The organism is Pseudomonas sp. NBRC 111127, from assembly GCF_001320345.1.
Classification (GTDB): domain Bacteria; phylum Pseudomonadota; class Gammaproteobacteria; order Pseudomonadales; family Pseudomonadaceae; genus Aquipseudomonas; species Aquipseudomonas juntendi.
The window spans coordinates 1-16,756 of the sequence record NZ_BCBD01000071.1; the positions used below are offsets into that span (position 1 = coordinate 1).

The 16,756-nt window shown below is 62.8% G+C and carries 17 protein-coding genes; 11 read left to right on the forward strand and 6 right to left on the reverse strand.

Annotation, left to right across the window (positions count from 1 at the left end):
- Positions 1-42 precede the first annotated feature (42 nt).
- The 4 genes from APH30_RS14545 to APH30_RS14555 all read left to right on the forward strand — a co-directional run bounded on the left by APH30_RS14545 (position 43) and on the right by APH30_RS14555 (position 4,755).
- On the forward strand, positions 43-678 hold the full coding sequence (locus APH30_RS14545) for an RluA family pseudouridine synthase (RefSeq protein WP_029885883.1): 636 nt from the start codon (positions 43-45) through the stop codon (positions 676-678).
- A 201-nt stretch (positions 679-879) separates the two neighbouring features.
- The gene (locus APH30_RS14550) at positions 880-2,169 is read left to right on the forward strand and encodes a M18 family aminopeptidase (RefSeq protein WP_054912939.1); all 1,290 of its coding nucleotides are present in this window, start codon (positions 880-882) and stop codon (positions 2,167-2,169) included.
- A 220-nt stretch (positions 2,170-2,389) separates the two neighbouring features.
- Entirely contained in the window at positions 2,390-2,557 is a 168-nt protein-coding gene (locus tag APH30_RS29100) for a hypothetical protein (protein WP_009686254.1), read from the forward strand.
- 44 nt (positions 2,558-2,601) lie between these two features.
- Positions 2,602-4,755, forward strand: a complete 2,154-nt coding sequence (locus APH30_RS14555) for a mechanosensitive ion channel family protein (RefSeq protein WP_054912951.1) — start codon at positions 2,602-2,604, stop codon at positions 4,753-4,755.
- A gap of 100 nt (positions 4,756-4,855) precedes the next feature.
- Here APH30_RS14555 and APH30_RS14560 read toward each other — a convergent pair whose 3' ends face one another.
- Complete coding sequence (locus tag APH30_RS14560; RefSeq protein WP_054912940.1) at positions 4,856-5,569, reverse strand: UTRA domain-containing protein; 714 nt, start codon at positions 5,567-5,569, stop codon at positions 4,856-4,858.
- A 318-nt stretch (positions 5,570-5,887) separates the two neighbouring features.
- On the opposite strand from APH30_RS14560, the gene APH30_RS14565 reads away from it, so the two are divergent.
- The 6 genes from APH30_RS14565 (at position 5,888) to APH30_RS14590 (ending at position 11,167) form a co-directional block, all read left to right on the forward strand.
- Positions 5,888-6,952 (forward strand): ABC transporter substrate-binding protein, encoded by a 1,065-nt coding sequence (locus tag APH30_RS14565; protein WP_054912941.1) that lies wholly within the window; start codon positions 5,888-5,890, stop codon positions 6,950-6,952.
- A 138-nt stretch (positions 6,953-7,090) separates the two neighbouring features.
- The gene (locus APH30_RS14570) at positions 7,091-7,897 is read left to right on the forward strand and encodes an alkaline phosphatase family protein (protein WP_009686249.1); all 807 of its coding nucleotides are present in this window, start codon (positions 7,091-7,093) and stop codon (positions 7,895-7,897) included.
- Entirely contained in the window at positions 7,876-8,724 is an 849-nt protein-coding gene (locus tag APH30_RS14575) for an ABC transporter permease subunit (protein WP_054881375.1), read from the forward strand. The genes APH30_RS14570 and APH30_RS14575 overlap by 22 nt, the downstream gene beginning before the upstream one ends.
- Complete coding sequence (locus tag APH30_RS14580) at positions 8,714-9,508, forward strand: ABC transporter permease (RefSeq protein WP_009686246.1); 795 nt, start codon at positions 8,714-8,716, stop codon at positions 9,506-9,508. The genes APH30_RS14575 and APH30_RS14580 overlap by 11 nt, the downstream gene beginning before the upstream one ends.
- 1 nt (position 9,509) lies before the next feature.
- Complete coding sequence (locus APH30_RS14585) at positions 9,510-10,499, forward strand: ABC transporter ATP-binding protein (protein ID WP_054912942.1); 990 nt, start codon at positions 9,510-9,512, stop codon at positions 10,497-10,499.
- 14 nt (positions 10,500-10,513) lie between these two features.
- On the forward strand, positions 10,514-11,167 hold the full coding sequence (locus APH30_RS14590) for an HAD family phosphatase (RefSeq protein WP_054912943.1): 654 nt from the start codon (positions 10,514-10,516) through the stop codon (positions 11,165-11,167).
- A gap of 106 nt (positions 11,168-11,273) precedes the next feature.
- Here APH30_RS14590 and APH30_RS14595 read toward each other — a convergent pair whose 3' ends face one another.
- The gene (locus APH30_RS14595; protein ID WP_009686243.1) at positions 11,274-12,236 is read right to left on the reverse strand and encodes an NAD(P)H-quinone oxidoreductase; all 963 of its coding nucleotides are present in this window, start codon (positions 12,234-12,236) and stop codon (positions 11,274-11,276) included.
- A 143-nt stretch (positions 12,237-12,379) separates the two neighbouring features.
- Here APH30_RS14595 and APH30_RS14600 point away from each other — a divergent pair, with 143 nt between their 5' ends.
- Positions 12,380-14,461, forward strand: coding sequence for a carboxy terminal-processing peptidase (locus tag APH30_RS14600; RefSeq protein ID WP_167524230.1), 2,082 nt, complete (start codon positions 12,380-12,382; stop codon positions 14,459-14,461).
- A 96-nt stretch (positions 14,462-14,557) separates the two neighbouring features.
- Here APH30_RS14600 and APH30_RS14605 read toward each other — a convergent pair whose 3' ends face one another.
- The 4 genes from APH30_RS14605 to APH30_RS14620 form a co-directional block, all read right to left on the reverse strand.
- Entirely contained in the window at positions 14,558-14,926 is a 369-nt protein-coding gene (locus APH30_RS14605) for a hypothetical protein (protein ID WP_009686241.1), read from the reverse strand.
- On the reverse strand, positions 14,923-15,261 hold the full coding sequence (locus APH30_RS14610; RefSeq protein ID WP_054890369.1) for a helix-turn-helix transcriptional regulator: 339 nt from the start codon (positions 15,259-15,261) through the stop codon (positions 14,923-14,925). The genes APH30_RS14605 and APH30_RS14610 overlap by 4 nt, the downstream gene beginning before the upstream one ends.
- A 726-nt stretch (positions 15,262-15,987) precedes the next feature.
- Entirely contained in the window at positions 15,988-16,158 is a 171-nt protein-coding gene (locus APH30_RS28755; protein WP_156326477.1) for a YhfG family protein, read from the reverse strand.
- Between the two features lie 77 nt (positions 16,159-16,235).
- A complete protein-coding gene (locus tag APH30_RS14620; protein WP_029885873.1) occupies positions 16,236-16,676 on the reverse strand; it encodes a YkvA family protein in 441 nt (146 codons plus the stop codon).
- Positions 16,677-16,756 lie beyond the last annotated feature (80 nt).

The following is a 16,756-nucleotide window of genomic DNA, read 5'->3' on the forward strand; positions in this document are numbered from 1 at the left end:
AGCGGCCCCGCTGTTTTCCCCTGATATAACCGAGACCAAGCAATGCCGCTGTCGAACATCCAGATCCTGCACGAAGACGCCGCCATCCTGGTGATCAACAAGCCGACGCTGCTGCTGTCGGTGCCTGGCCGCGCCGACGACAACAAGGACTGCCTGATTACCCGCCTGCAGGAAAACGGCTACCCCGACGCCCTGATCGTGCACCGCCTGGACTGGGAAACGTCGGGCATCATCCTGTTGGCCCGCGATGCCGACAGCCACCGCGAGCTGTCGCGCCAGTTCCACGACCGTGAAACCGAAAAAGCCTACACCGCGTTGTGCTGGGGGCAGCCGGCGCTGGACAGCGGCAGCATCGACCTGCCGCTGCGCTACGACCCGCCGACCAAGCCCCGCCACGTGGTGGACCATGAGCAAGGCAAGCATGCCCTCACCTTCTGGCGCATCGTCGAGCGCTGTGGCGACCACTGCCGGGTGGAGCTGACCCCGATCACCGGGCGTTCACACCAGTTGCGCGTGCACATGCTGTCGATCGGGCACCCGTTGCTGGGCGATCGCCTGTATGCCAACCCGCAGGCATTGGCGGCGCATGAGCGGTTGTGCCTGCACGCCTCGATGCTGAGCTTCACCCACCCGGTTTCCGGGCAACGGCTGAAGTTCGAGTGCCCTGCACCTTTTTGAGCTGCAAGCTGCAAGCTGCAAGCTTCAAGCTGCAAGAAAAAGCAAAGACAGATCGCGTGGAAGCTTGCTCCGCGGACTGCCTTTGCTTGAAGCTTGTAGCTTACGACTTGTAGCTTACGACTTGTAGCTTACGACTTGTAGCTTATGGCTTGTAGCTTATGGCTTGAAGCTTATAGCTTGAAGCTCGAATTGGAGTGAGTTATGCGCGATGCACTGAATTCTGGCCTTATCGACTTTCTCAAGGCCTCCCCCACGCCCTTCCATGCCACCGCCAGCCTGGCCCAACGCCTGGAGGCAGCCGGTTACCAGCGCCTGGACGAGCGTGATAGCTGGGCCACGGTGCCGGGCGGGCGCTACTACGTTACCCGCAACGACTCGTCGATCATCGCCATCAAGTTGGGCAAGCAAGCCCCGCTACACCACGGTATCCGCATGGTCGGCGCGCATACCGACAGCCCTTGCCTGCGGGTCAAGCCGCAGCCCGAGCTGCAGCGCCAAGGCTTTTTGCAACTGGGTGTGGAAGTGTATGGCGGCGCCCTGCTGGCGCCGTGGTTCGACCGCGACCTGTCGCTGGCCGGGCGGGTCACCTACCGCCGTGATGGCAAGGTCGAAAGCCAACTCATCGACTTCAAACTGCCCATTGCCATCATCCCCAACCTGGCCATCCACCTGAACCGCACCGCCAATGAGGGCTGGGCGATCAACCCGCAGAACGAACTGCCGCCGATCCTGGCCCAGGTGGCCGGTGACGAACGCATCGACTTCCGCGCCCTGCTCACCGAGCAACTGGCCCGTGAACACGAGCTGATCGCCGACGTGGTGCTGGACTACGAACTGAGCTTCTACGACACCCAGCAGGCCGCCTTGGTCGGCCTGAATGGCGACTTCATCGCCGCGGCCCGCCTGGATAACCTGCTGTCGTGCTACGCCGGCCTGCAGGCACTGCTGGCCGCCGACAGCGACGAAACCTGCGTGCTGGTGTGCACCGACCATGAAGAGGTCGGTAGCTGCTCGGCCTGCGGCGCCGATGGCCCGATGCTGGAGCAGACCCTGCAACGCCTGCTGCCCGACGGCGACACCTACGTGCGCACCATCCAGCGTTCGCTGATGGTATCGGCCGACAACGCCCACGGCGTACACCCCAACTATGCCGACAAGCACGACGGCAACCATGGGCCCAAACTCAACGCCGGGCCGGTGATCAAGGTGAACAGCAACCAGCGTTACGCCACCAACAGCGAAACCGCTGGGTTCTTCCGCCACCTGTGCATGGCCGAAGAAGTGCCCGTGCAGAGCTTCGTGGTACGCAGCGACATGGGCTGTGGCTCGACCATCGGGCCGATCACGGCCAGCCACCTGGGTGTGCGCACCGTGGATATCGGCTTGCCGACCTTTGCCATGCACTCGATTCGCGAGCTGTGTGGTAGCCATGACCTGGCGCACCTGGTGAAGGTGCTGACAGCGTTCTACCGGTGCCGCGAGCTGCCTTGAGGTAGGCAGGTCTGGCCCTATCGCCGGCAAGCCAGCTCCCACAGGTCCCCACAATACCTGGGTCTGCGGGGTTGCCTGTAGCCCACAATGCCAGGGCCTGCAGGGGACCTGTGGGAGCTGGCTTGCCGGCGATAGGGCCTGGCCTGCTCAAGGTCAATCCCGCTTCGCTTGCCACCCGCTATGCTTGTTACATGGCCCCACTGCAAAAGGATTGCTGTCCATGTCCCCGTTTTTGTCCCTGTTCGTGCCGGTTTTCCTGTTCCTGCTGTTGCTGACCGTTGGCTTCAGCATGCGCGAACGCAGTATCGGTGTGCTGATGATGTGGATCGGCACCTTGGGCATCTTTGGCCTTACCTGCTGGAAGATCCTCGAGAAACTGCCGACATAAACCTCTACACTCGGGCAATCGTTTGACCTGAGGTAGATTTGCCAGTGCCTGCCCTTCTGCGTTTCCTGTCCCTACTGTTCTTGCTGTTCATCACCCCGGTGCAGGCAGCGGGCCTGCCCAGCCTGCTGGGCAGCAGCGCGCCCGCGCAGCCGGAGGCCACCGAGCCACTGGGCAAGTCGCTGGACGAGGTGATCAAGAACCTCGAGAACGACCAGCAACGGGCCAAGCTGCTGGCCGACCTGAAAAAACTGCGCGATGCCACCCGGCAAACTCAGCCCAGTGTCGAGCAAGGTGTGCTCGGCCTGATCGGCGGTGCGCTGAGTGACTTCGAAAAACAGTTCAGCGGCGATGCCAGCCCGTTCCACCGCTGGGCGGCGGAAATCGAACAGGCCCAGGTCGAGCTGACCGAGCTGATGGTGCCGGTGCACCAGTGGCCGGCCATCCTGTTCGGCTTTGCCGCGGTGATTGCCGTGTGGAGCCTGCTGGCCTACTTCTTCAACTGGGTCGGCCACCGCATACGCCTGCGGTTTGGCCTGAGTGAAGAACTGCCGCAACACCCACGCACCTGGGACCTGGTGCGTTTTGCCTTGCGCAAGCTGGGCCCCTGGCTGGTAGCGCTGGTGTTCACCGTGTACCTGAGCTTCGTGCTGCCGCCGTCACTGGGCAAATCGCTGGCCATGGTGCTGGCCTACGCGCTGGTGGTGGGCACCTGCTTCTCGGCGGTGTGCGTCATCGCCTTTTCGCTGCTCGACGGCCCGCACCGCCACCGCGCCCTGCATATCCTGCGGCACCAGGCGTTCCGGCCGCTGTGGCTGATCGGCAGCTTCGCCGCCTTTGGCGAGGCCATGAGCGACCCGCGCCTGCTGGTGGCGTTGGGTACCCACCTGGCGCATGCGCTGGCAACCCTGGCCAATGTGATTGCCGCCCTGTGTACCGGGCTGTTCATCCTGCGCTTCCGCCGGCCGATCGCCCACCTGATCCGCAACCAGCCGCTGTCCCGGCGCCTGACCCGGCGCACGCTCAGCGACACCATCGAGATCCTGGGCAGCTTCTGGTTCATTCCCGCACTGATCCTGGTGGCGATTTCACTGTTCGCCACCTTCGTTTCTGCCGGTGACACCAGCACCGCGCTGCGCCAGTCGCTGATGTGCACGGTGCTGGTGGTGGTGTGCATGGTGCTCAATGGCCTGGTGCGGCGGCATGCAGCCAACCCCAAACGGGCGGCCAAACGCCAGGCGGTGTATGCCGAGCGCCTGCGCAATTTTGGCTACCTGCTGGTGCACATCCTCATCTGGCTGCTGTTCATCGAGCTGGGCCTGCGCGTGTGGGGCCTGTCGATGATCACCTTCGCCGAGGGCGACGGTCACGACATCAGCGTGCGCCTGCTGGGGCTGGCCGGCACGCTGATCGTCGCCTGGCTGGTGTGGATCCTGGCCGACACCGCCGTACACCATGCCTTGGTACGTTCGCGCCGGGGGCTGGCCAATGCCCGCGCGCAAACCATGATGCCGTTGATCCGCAACGTGATGTTCGTGGTCATCTTCATCATTGCCGTGATCGTGGCCCTGGCCAACATGGGCATGAACGTCACCCCGCTGCTGGCCGGTGCCGGCGTGATCGGCCTGGCCATCGGCTTTGGCGCGCAGTCGCTGGTGGCCGACCTGATCACCGGGCTGTTCATCATCATCGAAGACTCGCTGGCCATCGACGACTACGTGGATGTCGGCGGCCACCTGGGCACCGTCGAGGGGCTGACCATTCGCACCGTGCGCCTGCGCGATATCGACGGCATCGTGCACACCATTCCGTTCAGCGAAATCAAGAGCATCAAGAACTACTCGCGGGAGTTCGGTTACGCGATCTTCCGGGTGGCGATCCCGCACAGCATGAACATCGACCAGGCCATCACGCTGATTCGCGAAGTCGGGCAAAAGCTGCGCAACGACCCACTGATGCGCCGCAATATCTGGTCGCCGCTGGAGCTGCAGGGCGTGGAAAGCTTCGAGTCGGGTTCGGCGGTGTTGCGGGCACGGTTCAAGACCGCGCCGATCAAGCAATGGGAAGTGTCGCGGGCGTTCAACCTGGCGCTGAAGCGGCAGCTGGACGAGGCCGGGCTGGATCTGGCGACGCCACGGTTGTCGGTACAGGTGGTGACCGCCGGGGGTGGTGGGATGGCGGAAACCGGTTCCTCCAGTTAGCGCCTCTTCGCGGGCTTGCCCGCTCCCACAGGGTAATCACAGTGTTCAAGGCCTGTGCAGTACCTGTGGGAGCGGGCAAGCCCGCGAAGCAGCCAACACCCTAGCCCGCCTGGGCACGAATACGAATGGCATCATGCCGCCAATACTCCAGGTCACAGTCGATCAGGTGCCCATACTGGTCGCTGTTGACCCGGGTAATGTGCAGCCCCGGGCTCCCCGCCGATACTTTCAACGCCCCCGCCGCTTCGACCGGCAGTGCCGTGGGCAGGATCTCGAAACACACCTGCCCATACTCGATGCCATACACCCGGCCATAAATCTCGGTCAGCGACTGCGCCAGGTCGTGCTCGAGGATGTCCGGAAAATACCGGGGGTCGAGGTAGTGCTCGGCATACAACACTGCCCGCCCATCAATGCGCCGCAACCGGCAGATGCGCACCACACTGGACAACGCCGGCAACTGCAGGCGCGCGCAGATGGCTGCCGGGGCTGGCTGCAGCCGCGCCGACAGCAGCTCGGTGCTGGCCACGCGCCCTTGGGCGCGCACCATGGCATGGAAGTGGCTGCGTTCGATCAGGTCGTAGGTCAGGCGCTGCGGCGCCACAAACCAGCCGCGCCGCTCTTCGCGGTAGATCAGGCCCTGGGCTTCCAGCTGCACCAGCGCTTCACGCAGGGTAATGCGCGTGGTACCGAACAGCTCGCTCAGCCGGCGCTCGGCCGGCAACTTGCCGCCCGGCTCCAGCAAGCCGTGCTCGATCTGCTCCTGCAGGGCATGGCAGATGGCTGTTACCGCACGCGGGGGCGTCGACTGCATCAAAAGGTTACCTATCTGGACTAGTCCAGCCCCATAAAGGGGCCTGTGAAGATTAGTGCAGCCTAGGCAGGGCTGATGAATATCCTGTGACAAGCGCCTGCCGCGACCCTTGCCAGAAACGCGCCAAGGCCGCCCGACCGGTTGAATTCCGTGGTCTACGCTTTAGTCGCAGGGCCGTTGCCGGTGTTTCCCTACATCAAATTGTCACGCAAGCGGCCTACCTTGGCTCAAGGTTTGCTGACCTAGACCAACGGTCACCAGACAACCCCTTCACTCCTAACAACGATCGCTACAGGCACCCATACCAAGGAGCTTCGGATGAAAAAGTTGTTCATGGCGTCACTGCTCGGTTCGGCCATTACCCTGTGCACCTCGGCGCTGGCCGCCGGCCCTGACCTCAAGGCCCTGGAAGACGCCGCCCGCAAGGAAGGCACCATCAACAGCGTGGGCATGCCCGATGCCTGGGCCAACTGGAAAGGCACCTGGGAAGACCTGGCCAGCAAATATGGCCTCAAGCACAGCGACATCGACATGAGCTCGGCGCAGGAGCTGGCCAAGTTCGAGGCCGAGAAAGACAACGCCAGCGCCGATATCGGTGACGTGGGCGCCGCCTTCGGCCCGATTGCAGTGGCCAAGGGTGTCAGCCAGCCGTACAAGCCCAGCACCTGGGACCAGGTGCCGGCATGGGCCAAGGATGAAGACGGCCACTGGGCACTGGCCTATACCGGCACCATCGCCTTCATCATCAACAAGGATTTGGTCAAGGAAGGCGAACGCCCGAAAACCTGGCACGACCTGGAGAAAGGCAAGTACAAGGTCGCTATCGGTGACGTCGGTACCGCTGCCCAGGCGGCCAACGGCGTGCTGGCCGCGGCCATCGCCTACAGAGGCAGTGAAAGCAACATCGAACCCGGCCTGCAACTGTTCACCAAGCTGGCGCAGCAGAAGCGCCTGTCCCTGGCGAACCCGACCATCCAGACCCTTGAAAAGGGTGAAGTTGAAGTGGGCGTGGTATGGGACTTCAACGGCCTGAGCTACCGCGAGCAGATCGACCCCAAGCGTTTTGAAGTGCTGATCCCGGCCGACGGCTCGGTGATTTCCGGCTATACCACGGTGATCAACAAATACGCCAAACACCCCAACGCTGCCAAGCTGACCCGTGAATACATCTTCAGCGACGCCGGGCAGATCAACCTGGCCAAGGGGCATGCACGCCCGATCCGGGCCGATCACATGAAGCTGCCGGAAGACGTGCAGGCCAAACTGCTGCCCAATGAGCAATACAGTGCGGCCCAGCCGATCAAGAATGCCGAAGCCTGGGAAGCGACCTCGAAGAAGCTGCCGCAATTGTGGCAGGAGCAGGTGATCATCGAGATGGAATGAAGAAGCTTCAAGTAGCAAGCTGCAAGCTACAAGTGGAAGCCGGTGAGCGCCATGCCGGCTTCTTCTTGCAGCTTGCGGCTTGCAGCTTGCAACTTTCAGCTTTCAGCTAGAACCGCCTGCAGCTCATTGGGAGCCACCATGCAACACAACGTCATCCTGGTCCTGCTCGACGGCCTCAACTACCAGGTCGCCCACCATGCCATGGGCCACCTGCACGCTTATGTCGAGGCCGACCGCGCCGCGCTGTACCGCGTGGAATGCGAATTGCCATCGCTGTCACGGCCGTTGTACGAATGCATCCTCACCGGCGTAGCGCCCATCGACAGCGGTATCGTGCACAACGGCGTCAACCGCCTGTCCAACCAACGCAGCGTGTTCCACTACGCGCGCGAGGCCAACCTGGGCACGGCGGCAGCGGCCTATCACTGGATGAGCGAGCTGTATAACCGCTCGCCTTTCGATCCGCAGCGCGACCGCCATACCCACGCCCCGAAGCTGCCGATCCAGCACGGGCTGTTCTATTGGGACGACCGTTACCCCGACTCCCACCTGCTGGCCGACGGCGAGTACCTGCGCCGGCGGCACGCCCCGAACTTTCTGCTGTTGCACCCCATGAGCATCGATGATGTCGGCCACCACCATGGCCTGGACAGCAGCCAGTACCGCAATGCCGCGCGCAGCGTGGACATCCTGCTGGCCGACTACCTGCCAGGCTGGCTCGAAGAGGGCTACCAGGTACTGGTCACTGCCGACCACGGCATGAACAACGACCGCTCGCACAATGGCTTGCTCACCGAGGAACGCGAAGTGCCGCTGTTCGTCTTTGGCGAAGCCTTCAGCCTTGACCCGGCCGCCAAGCCACAGCAGACCGAGCTATGCGGCACCATCTGCGAGCTGCTGGGCGTGGCGCACGACAAAACGGTATGCAGGGAGTTGCTCAAGTGAACCGCAGCCGCTACCTGGCCTTGCTGTGCCTACTGCCGTTCGCGGTGTTCTTCGTCATCTTCCAGATCGCCCCGCTGGCCTGGGTGGCGATCAACAGCTTGCAGTCGGAAGCCGGCTGGGGCCTGGCCAACTTCAGCAAGGTGTTCACCTCTAAGTTCTACCTGCAGGCGTTGCAACGCAGCCTGGAGATCAGCTTCTGGTCGAGCCTGTTCGGTATCGTCATCGCTACCCTCGGTGCCTATTCGCTGCGCCAGGTAGACTCGAGGCTGCGCGACTTCGTCAGCGCTTTCGCCAACATGACCAGCAACTTCGCCGGGGTGCCGCTGGCCTTTGCCTTCATCATCCTGCTCGGTTTCAACGGCGCCCTGACCCTGCTGCTGAAGCAGATCGGCCTGCTGGAAGACTTCAGCATCTATTCCAGAAACGGCCTGATCCTGGTGTACACCTACTTCCAGATCCCGCTGGGCGTGCTGCTGCTGTACCCGGCATTCGACGCGCTGCGCGAAGACTGGCGTGAATCGGCAGCACTGCTGGGCGCCAGCCACTGGCAGTTCTGGCGGCACATCGGCCTGCCGGTGCTGACCCCGGCCCTGCTGGGCACCTTCGTCATCCTGCTGGCCAATGCCCTTGGCGCGTACGCCACCGTGTACGCGCTGACCACTGGCAACTTCAACGTACTGCCGATCCGCATCGCTGGCCTGGTGGCCGGTGACATCAGCCTCGACCCCAACCTGGCCAGCGCGCTGGCAATGGTTCTGGTAGGGCTGATGACGCTGGTCACGGTGGTGCACCAATGGCTACTGAAACGGAGCTACCATGCGCGCTGAAACCCGTGCCGGCGGCTGGTACCACCGCGCCGTGGTGTACCTGCTGTTCCTGATTCTGCTGTTGCCCCTGGCCGGCACCCTGCTCTACTCGCTGGCCACCAGTTGGTCGGCCAGCCTGCTGCCCAGCGGCCTGACGTTCAAGTGGTACATCGCGCTGTGGAGCGAACCCCGCTTCCTGGCGGCGTTCGGCCAGTCGCTGCTGGTCTGCGTGGGGGCGCTGCTGCTGTCGGTGGTGCTGATCCTGCCCTTGTTGTTCGTGGTCCACTACCACTTCCCCAGGCTGGACGGGCTGATGAACATCCTGATCCTGCTGCCCTTCGCGGTACCGCCGGTGGTGTCGTCGGTAGGGCTGCTGCAGCTGTACGGCAGCGGGCCGATGGCCATGGTCGGCACGCCGTGGATCCTGATCGGCTGCTACTTCACCATCGCCCTGCCGTTCATGTACCGGGCGATCACCAACAACCTGCAGGCCATTCACCTGCACGACCTGATGGACGCCGCCCAGCTGCTGGGCGCCAGCACCTGGCAAGCCGCACTGCTGGTGGTGCTGCCAAACCTGCGCAAGGGCCTGATGGTGGCGCTGCTGCTGTCGTTCTCGTTCCTGTTCGGGGAGTTCGTGTTCGCCAACCTGCTGGTCGGCACCCGCTACGAGACCCTGCAGGTGTACCTGAACAACATGCGCAACAGCAGCGGCCACTTCAACAGCGCGCTGGTGATTTCCTACTTCGCCTTCGTGCTAGTACTGACCTGGGTTGCCAACCGCCTGAACAAGGACAAGACCTGACATGAGCTTCGTCAGCGTACAGCAATTGCACAAGAGCTATGCCGGCAACCCGGTTTTCGAGAACATCGACTGCCACATCGAGCGCGGCGAATTCGTCACCCTGCTCGGCCCCTCCGGGTGCGGCAAGTCCACGCTGCTGCGTTGCATCGCCGGGCTCACCCCGGTGGACCGCGGGCAGATCTTGCTGGACGGCCACGACATCGTGCCGCTGAGCCCGCAGCAACGCGGCATCGGCATGGTGTTCCAGAGTTACGCGCTGTTCCCCAACATGACCGTGGAGCAGAACGTTGCCTTTGGCCTGCGCATGCAGAAGGTCAAGGCCGAGGAAAGCCAGCGGCGCGTGCGCGAGGCACTGGACCTGGTCGAGCTGGGCACCTTTGCCGGGCGCTACCCGCACCAGTTGTCGGGCGGCCAGTGCCAGCGCGTGGCCTTGGCCCGCTCGCTGGTCACCCGGCCACGCCTGCTGCTGCTCGACGAGCCGCTGTCGGCACTGGATGCACGTATCCGCAAGCACCTGCGCGAGCAAATTCGCGCGATCCAGCGCGAACTAGGGTTGACGACCATCTTCGTCACCCACGACCAGGAAGAGGCGCTGACCATGTCCGACCGTATCTTCCTGATGAACCAGGGGCGCATTGTGCAAAGCGGCGATGCCGAAACCCTTTACACTGCGCCGGTGGACCTGTTTGCCGCAGGCTTTATCGGCAACTACAACCTGCTTGACGCCGACAGCGCCAGCCGCCTGCTGCAACGCCCGATAGCCTGCCGCCTGGCGATCCGCCCGGAATCCATCACCTTGGGCCTGGCGGGTGAGCGCGACGCCGAGGTACGCAGCCATAGCCTGCTGGGCAACGTGATCCGCTACCGCGTTCAAGTGCGTGGCGTGGAACTGGTGGTCGACGTACTCAACCGCTCACCGGCCGACCTGCATGCAGACGGGCAACGGGTGAGCCTGTCGATCGACCCCACGGCGCTACGCGAAGTGGCCTAAGGAGATGCAACACGATGGCATTGGCAATTTTCGATCTGGACGAAACCCTGATCCACGGCGACTGCGCGTCGCTGTGGAGTGAACAGATGGCCCGGTTGGGCTGGGTCGATGGCAAGGAATTCCTGCGCCGCGACCATGAGCTGATGGAAGCGTACGGCAAAGGCCACCTGCAGATGGAGGACTACATGGCCTTCAGCCTGGAGCCGATAGCCGGGCGCACCCTGGAGGAAGTCGAGCATTTGGTGGGGCCGTGGGTTGAAGAGGTGATCGAACCGATCATCTACGGCGACGCCTGCCGCTGCATTGCCGAGCACCGCAAGCGCGGCGATCGCATTCTGATCATTTCCGCTTCGGGCACGCACCTGGTGGGGCCGATTGCGGCGCGCCTGGGCGTGGACGAATACCTGGCGATCGAGCTGGAGGCGGTGAACGGGGTGTATACCGGCAACACCCATGGGGTACTGACCTACCGCGAAGGCAAGATTACCCGGCTGCTGGAGTGGCTGGACCAGGAGCAGGAGAACCTGGAGGGGGCGAGCTTCTATTCCGATTCGAGGAATGACCTGCCGTTGTTGTTGAAGGTGGATCACCCGTATGCGGTGAACCCGGATGGGGTGTTGCGCGAGCACGCCGAGAAGAATGGCTGGCCTGTCTTGAGTTGGACTTGAGGGACATGGGGGCGCTTCGCGACACAAGGCCGCGCCTACAGGCAAATGCAAGCTCCTGTAGGAGCGGCCTTGTGTCGCGATGGGCTGCTCAGCAGCCCCGGCAACCTCAAGCCAGGCTCGGGTCGATCACCATCACCAACTTGCCCGACACCTGGTTGGTCTCCAGCTCGGCATACGCCGCCTGGGCGAACTCCACAGGGTAGGTATCGACCAGCTGCGGCGACAGGCGCCCTTCGCTGAACAGCGGCCACACCTGCTGCTGCAACTCGCGCAGCAGCTCGGCCTTGAAGCTGTCATCACGGTTGCGCAGGGTAGAACCGGTGATCCCCAGGCGCTTGCCCAGTACCTGTGCCAGGTCCAGCTCGAACGTGCGGCCGCCCATCAGGCCGATGATCACCCAGCGCCCGTCACGGGCCAGCAGTTTGAGGTTGAGCTCACCATAGCTGGCCCCCACCGGGTCGAGAATCACGTCGAACGGGCCCAGCCCTTCCAGCGCGTCGAGGTTCTGGTTACGCACCACGCCACCTGCTGCGCCCAAGGCCTGGCAATAGGCCAGGCGGTCCGCCGAGCCGACGCTGACCCAGACCGGGCTGCCAAAGGCCTTGCACAGCTGAATGGCCGCCGAGCCGACGCCGCTGGCACCGGCGTGCACCAGGACCTTCTCGCCCGCCTTCAGCGCACCAAGCTGGAAGATGTTCAGCCAGGCAGTGGCGTACACCTCCGGCAGTGCAGCAGCTTCATGCAGGCCAAGGCCTTCGGGCACCGGCAGTACATGACGGGCGTCGACCACCACTTCCTCGGCCATGGCACCGCTGGCCAGCAGCGCGCAGACCCGATCACCCACGCGCCAGGCTGCGCCAGCGCCCACTTCTTCGACCACCCCGGAGCACTCGAGCCCCATGTACGGGCTGGCACCCGGCGGCGGTGGGTACAAACCTTTCATCTGCAGCAAATCGGCGCGGTTCAACCCCGCCGCAGCCACGCGGATGCGCACTTGGCCCGCGTCACAGGTCGGGCGTTCGGCCTCGACCCAGGTCACATGTCCGTCAACGCCTTGCAATGCCTTCACAGTGCCTCCATAGTTGAATCATATGACCGAGCCTGGGATCGTTGTGCCCAGGCTTTTTGCAGTATGCGCCCGGCTCTTCTGGAACCGGCGAACGGAAAAGACGGCCTACTATGCGTGATCAATTGCCCCCACGTCGAATCAGCATGAAGCATTTCCTCCCAAGCACCGCCCTGGCCATGATGATCGGCCTGGGCAGCCTCGCGCTCGGCGGCAATGCAGCGGCCGCCAATAAATGGGACAGCCTGCAACCCGACCGCGACGAGATCGTCGCCAGCCTCAATGTGGTGGAGTTGCTCAAGCGCCACCATTACAGCAAGCCGCCACTGGATGACGCCCGTTCGGTCATCATCTATGACAGCTACATCAAGCTGCTGGACCCGGCGCGCAGCTACTTCACCGCGGCCGATATCGCCGAATTCGACAAGTGGAAAACGCAATTCGACGATTTCCTCAAAAGCGGCAACCTCGACCCGGGCTTCACCATCTACAAGCGCTACCTCGACCGCGTCAAGCAACGCCTGGACTTCGCCCTGGCCGAGCTGAACAAGGGCGTGGACAAAATGGACTTCACCACCAAGGAAACCTTGCTGATCGACCGCAAGGACGCGCCATGGCTGAAGGACCAGGCCGCGCTTGACGACCTGTGGCGCAAACGCGTGAAAGACGAAGTGCTGCGCCAGAAGATCGCCGGCAAGGAGCCCAAGCAGATCCAGGAAACCCTGACCAAGCGCTACAAGAACCAGCTGGCGCGCCTGGACCAGACCCGTGCCGAAGATATCTTCCAGGCCTACATCAACACCTTCGCCCAGTCCTACGACCCGCACACCAACTACCTGTCGCCAGACAACGCGGAAAACTTCGACATCAACATGAGCCTGTCGCTGGAAGGTATCGGCGCAGTGCTGCAAAGCGACAACGACCAGGTCAAGATCGTGCGCCTGGTGCCGGCCGGCCCGGCAGCCAAGACCAAGCAGGTGGCACCGGCAGACAAGATCATCGGTGTCGCCCAGGGCAACAAGGAAATGGTCGACGTGGTCGGCTGGCGCCTGGATGAAGTGGTCAAGCTGATCCGCGGCCCGAAAGGCTCGGTGGTGCGCCTGGAAGTCATCCCGGCCAGCAACGCACCGAGCGACCAGACCAGCAAGATCGTGTCGATCACCCGCGAAGCGGTGAAGCTGGAAGAGCAGGCGGCGAAAAAGTCGGTGCTCAAGCTCAAGCAGGACGGGCGCGACTACAAGCTGGGCATCATCGAGATCCCGGCCTTCTACCTGGACTTCAAGGCCTACCGCGCCGGCGACCCGGAGTACAAGAGCACCACGCGTGACGTGAAGAAACTGCTCACCGAGCTGCAGAAAGAGAAAGTCGACGGCGTGGTCATCGACCTGCGCAACAACGGCGGCGGCTCGTTGCAGGAAGCCACCGAACTGACCAGCCTGTTCATCGAGAAAGGCCCGACGGTGCTGGTGCGCAACAGCGATGGCCGGGTCGACGTGCTGGAAGACGAAAACCCCGGTGCCTTCTACAAAGGGCCGCTGGTGCTGCTGGTCAACCGCCTGTCGGCATCGGCCTCGGAGATTTTCGCCGGTGCCATGCAGGACTACCACCGCGCGTTGATCATTGGCGGCCAGACCTTCGGCAAGGGCACGGTGCAGACCATCCAGCCGCTCAACCATGGCGAGCTGAAGCTGACACTGGCGAAGTTCTACCGGGTATCCGGGCAGAGCACCCAGCATCAGGGCGTACTGCCGGACATCGACTACCCATCGATCATCGACACCAAGGAAATCGGCGAAAGCGCCCTGCCCGAGGCCATGCCGTGGGACACCATCCGCCCGGTGGTCAAGCCCGCTGCCGATCCGTTCAAACCGTTCCTGGCGCAGCTCAAGGCCCAGCATGAGGCACGTAGCGACAAGGATGCCGAGTTCACCTACATCCGCGACCGCCTGGCCCTGACCCAGAAGCTGATGAACGAGAAAACCGTCAGCCTCAACGAGCAGGACCGCCGTGCCCGCCACGACGAGATCGAGGCGAAACAACTGGCGCTGGAAAACACCCGCCGCAAGGCCAAGGGTGAAGAACCGCTCAAAGAGCTGAAGAAAGAGGACGAAGACGCGCTGCCGGCCGAGGATGAAAACACCAAGCCGGAAGACGACGCCTACCTGGCGGAAACCGGTCGCATCCTGATCGACTACCTCAGCGCCAGCAGCAAAGTGGCCAAGAAGTAAGGCCGCTGGCTGTCGCGACATAACAAGGGCCGGGCATGCAAATGCCCGGCCCTTTCATTTCATGCCTGCCTGGATAAAACCCGGTGCAGCTGGCGATCAGGCGCTTTCGGGGTAGCTGTATTCGAACACCCGCACCACTTCGGAAGCATGCCACGACGCGGCCTCCATACCGTCGATCGGGCCGGAAAAGCGCCCCAGGCGCTCTACGCATTCGAAAAAGCCGGTACGCGGCAAGCGGCTGGCGCCCTGGCTGATGACCAACGAACTGCGTAGCGGTTGCTCGGCACGCGCGTCCAGCACCGCCAGGTATTCCAGCGCAGCGGTGAGTGTCTGCATGGCCGGGCTGGGCAATTGCAAGCGCTCGATCAGCGCTCTGTAAGTCAGCAAGTGACGTTGACGGCGGGCCAGGTCAAGCTCGCCCAGCAGGTTGTCCCAATGCTGACGGCTGATCCTGACCTGGCTCATGATGGCTCGCTCCAGCCCGCGACCCCCAGGTGCCAGGCCAGGGCACGGCGGATGGCGGCATCCGGGTGGCGTTCGCCTGATTCGATCATGGCCAGGTAGGCCGGGCTGACCCCAACATTACGCGCCAGTTGTTCAGGCGCGATGCCCTTGGCCTGGCGGATCTGTGCAACTTCACTGAACGCCGGCAGCGCGGCAACGGCTGCGGCGGGAGCCGGCTCGCTGGCAGCGGCCTCGGCAGGTGCCTGCCCTGCAGCCTGCAGCAGCGCCTGGTACTGCTCCCAGGGAACCACGGCGTACTCGGGCTGACCGTCGCGGCTGATGACCTGAATACCCATTACAAACCCCTTCAACAAGGATTACAGCATGCAATCCATACGGCCTATCTGGGGGAGCCGGCATAGGCGTTGCAATACAGCGCGGCAACCCTGCCCTCTCATCCAACCGGATGACAGCCAATAGCGAACGGCAATCGGGCTGCTCCCCTTCTGTTATATCTCATTGTAAGAGATTTCCAGCTGGCGTGCTCGAGAGCGGACATCGTCAGACGAGGTCGGCCCCCAATGAATGTCACCGCCAGTTTGCAATCGCTGAAGCACCCACAGAATCAGAGAACAAGTATCAAGATGGATCGTTGGCTTCCCTGATCGGAGCGCCGATACATTGATTGAAGACGAGCTCCAAAGCCTGGTCATTGCCTTGAAAAGACTCGATATTCGCCGCTACCCACTGCTCCTGGCCAACCCGTCCCCAGGTAATCTCGAAACCAGCGTTCACGACTAGCCATTCAAACAGAACACTGGGCCCGACCATTGCCCTTGCTGATCTTTACGGAGTTTCTCCAGCCCAACTGTAGATACTGGAAAACAGACAGCGGTGAATTCGTTTTAATGTACCTAGATCGTATGGAGGCTCTTCGAACTCCAGCTGCGATGCCGCTACCTGGGTGAGGTAACGCTCAGCTTCCGTCAGATCCTCTGCATTGCGCAGATTGAGAAGGTTCTTCAGGACGTCCGTGTCAGGGTAGCAATCAGGGTCTTGATAGACCCCATACTTGTCGACACTCAAGCCTTGAGTTGCCGCACAGCTTCCCGTGCAGCAGCACGGGCAGGCAACTTCGCTTTGCCTTCGTCTGGCGGCACGATAAAGCCTTCAAGGCGCAGGCTGCTGTCGAAATTCGCAGTGCGATGCTTGGCGAACCACGCTTTTTTGGCGTGCAGGCTTAGCTTATCCATGGACGAGTCTCTAATGTCTGTAGGTGTCATTGTAGCCGACAGACTCCAAGGCAGGCCAGCTACCCAAAAGTTCGGTTTTACCGGGTATTGCGCTCCAGGCGCAGTGCTTCCGGTGTCGCGGGCAGCCGCTCGACCACGCGTAGCCGCTCGGGTGCCTGGCTGTCGCGCCAGGCCCTGAAGCGGGCCAGTTCGTCGGCCACGGTTTTCAGTACCCAGCCCAGCACTGCGATGTCGTCGAGGAACCCGACGCCCAGCAACCAGTCGGGGATAGCGTCGATGGGGCTGACGAAATACAGCAGGCCAGCGACGATGGTCACCAGCGCCTTGGGGCTGATGGCGCGGTATTCGCCGCGCCACCATGCCAGGCACAGCGACTGCAGCAATTTCACGTCGTCACGCAACTGGCCAAGGCGTGGGCCTTTGCGCGCCACGGCGAACAGCAAGGCCGGCAACCGGCCGCGGCTGAGCAGGCGCTCGGCCAAGGGCAGGAAACGGGCGAAATTCCAGGGTGCGCTCATGGAACCTCCGAGAGGGAAAAGGTTATCCACATTTATTGTGGATAACCTTGTGAACAGGCCACAGTTTCTGACCCTGGGTG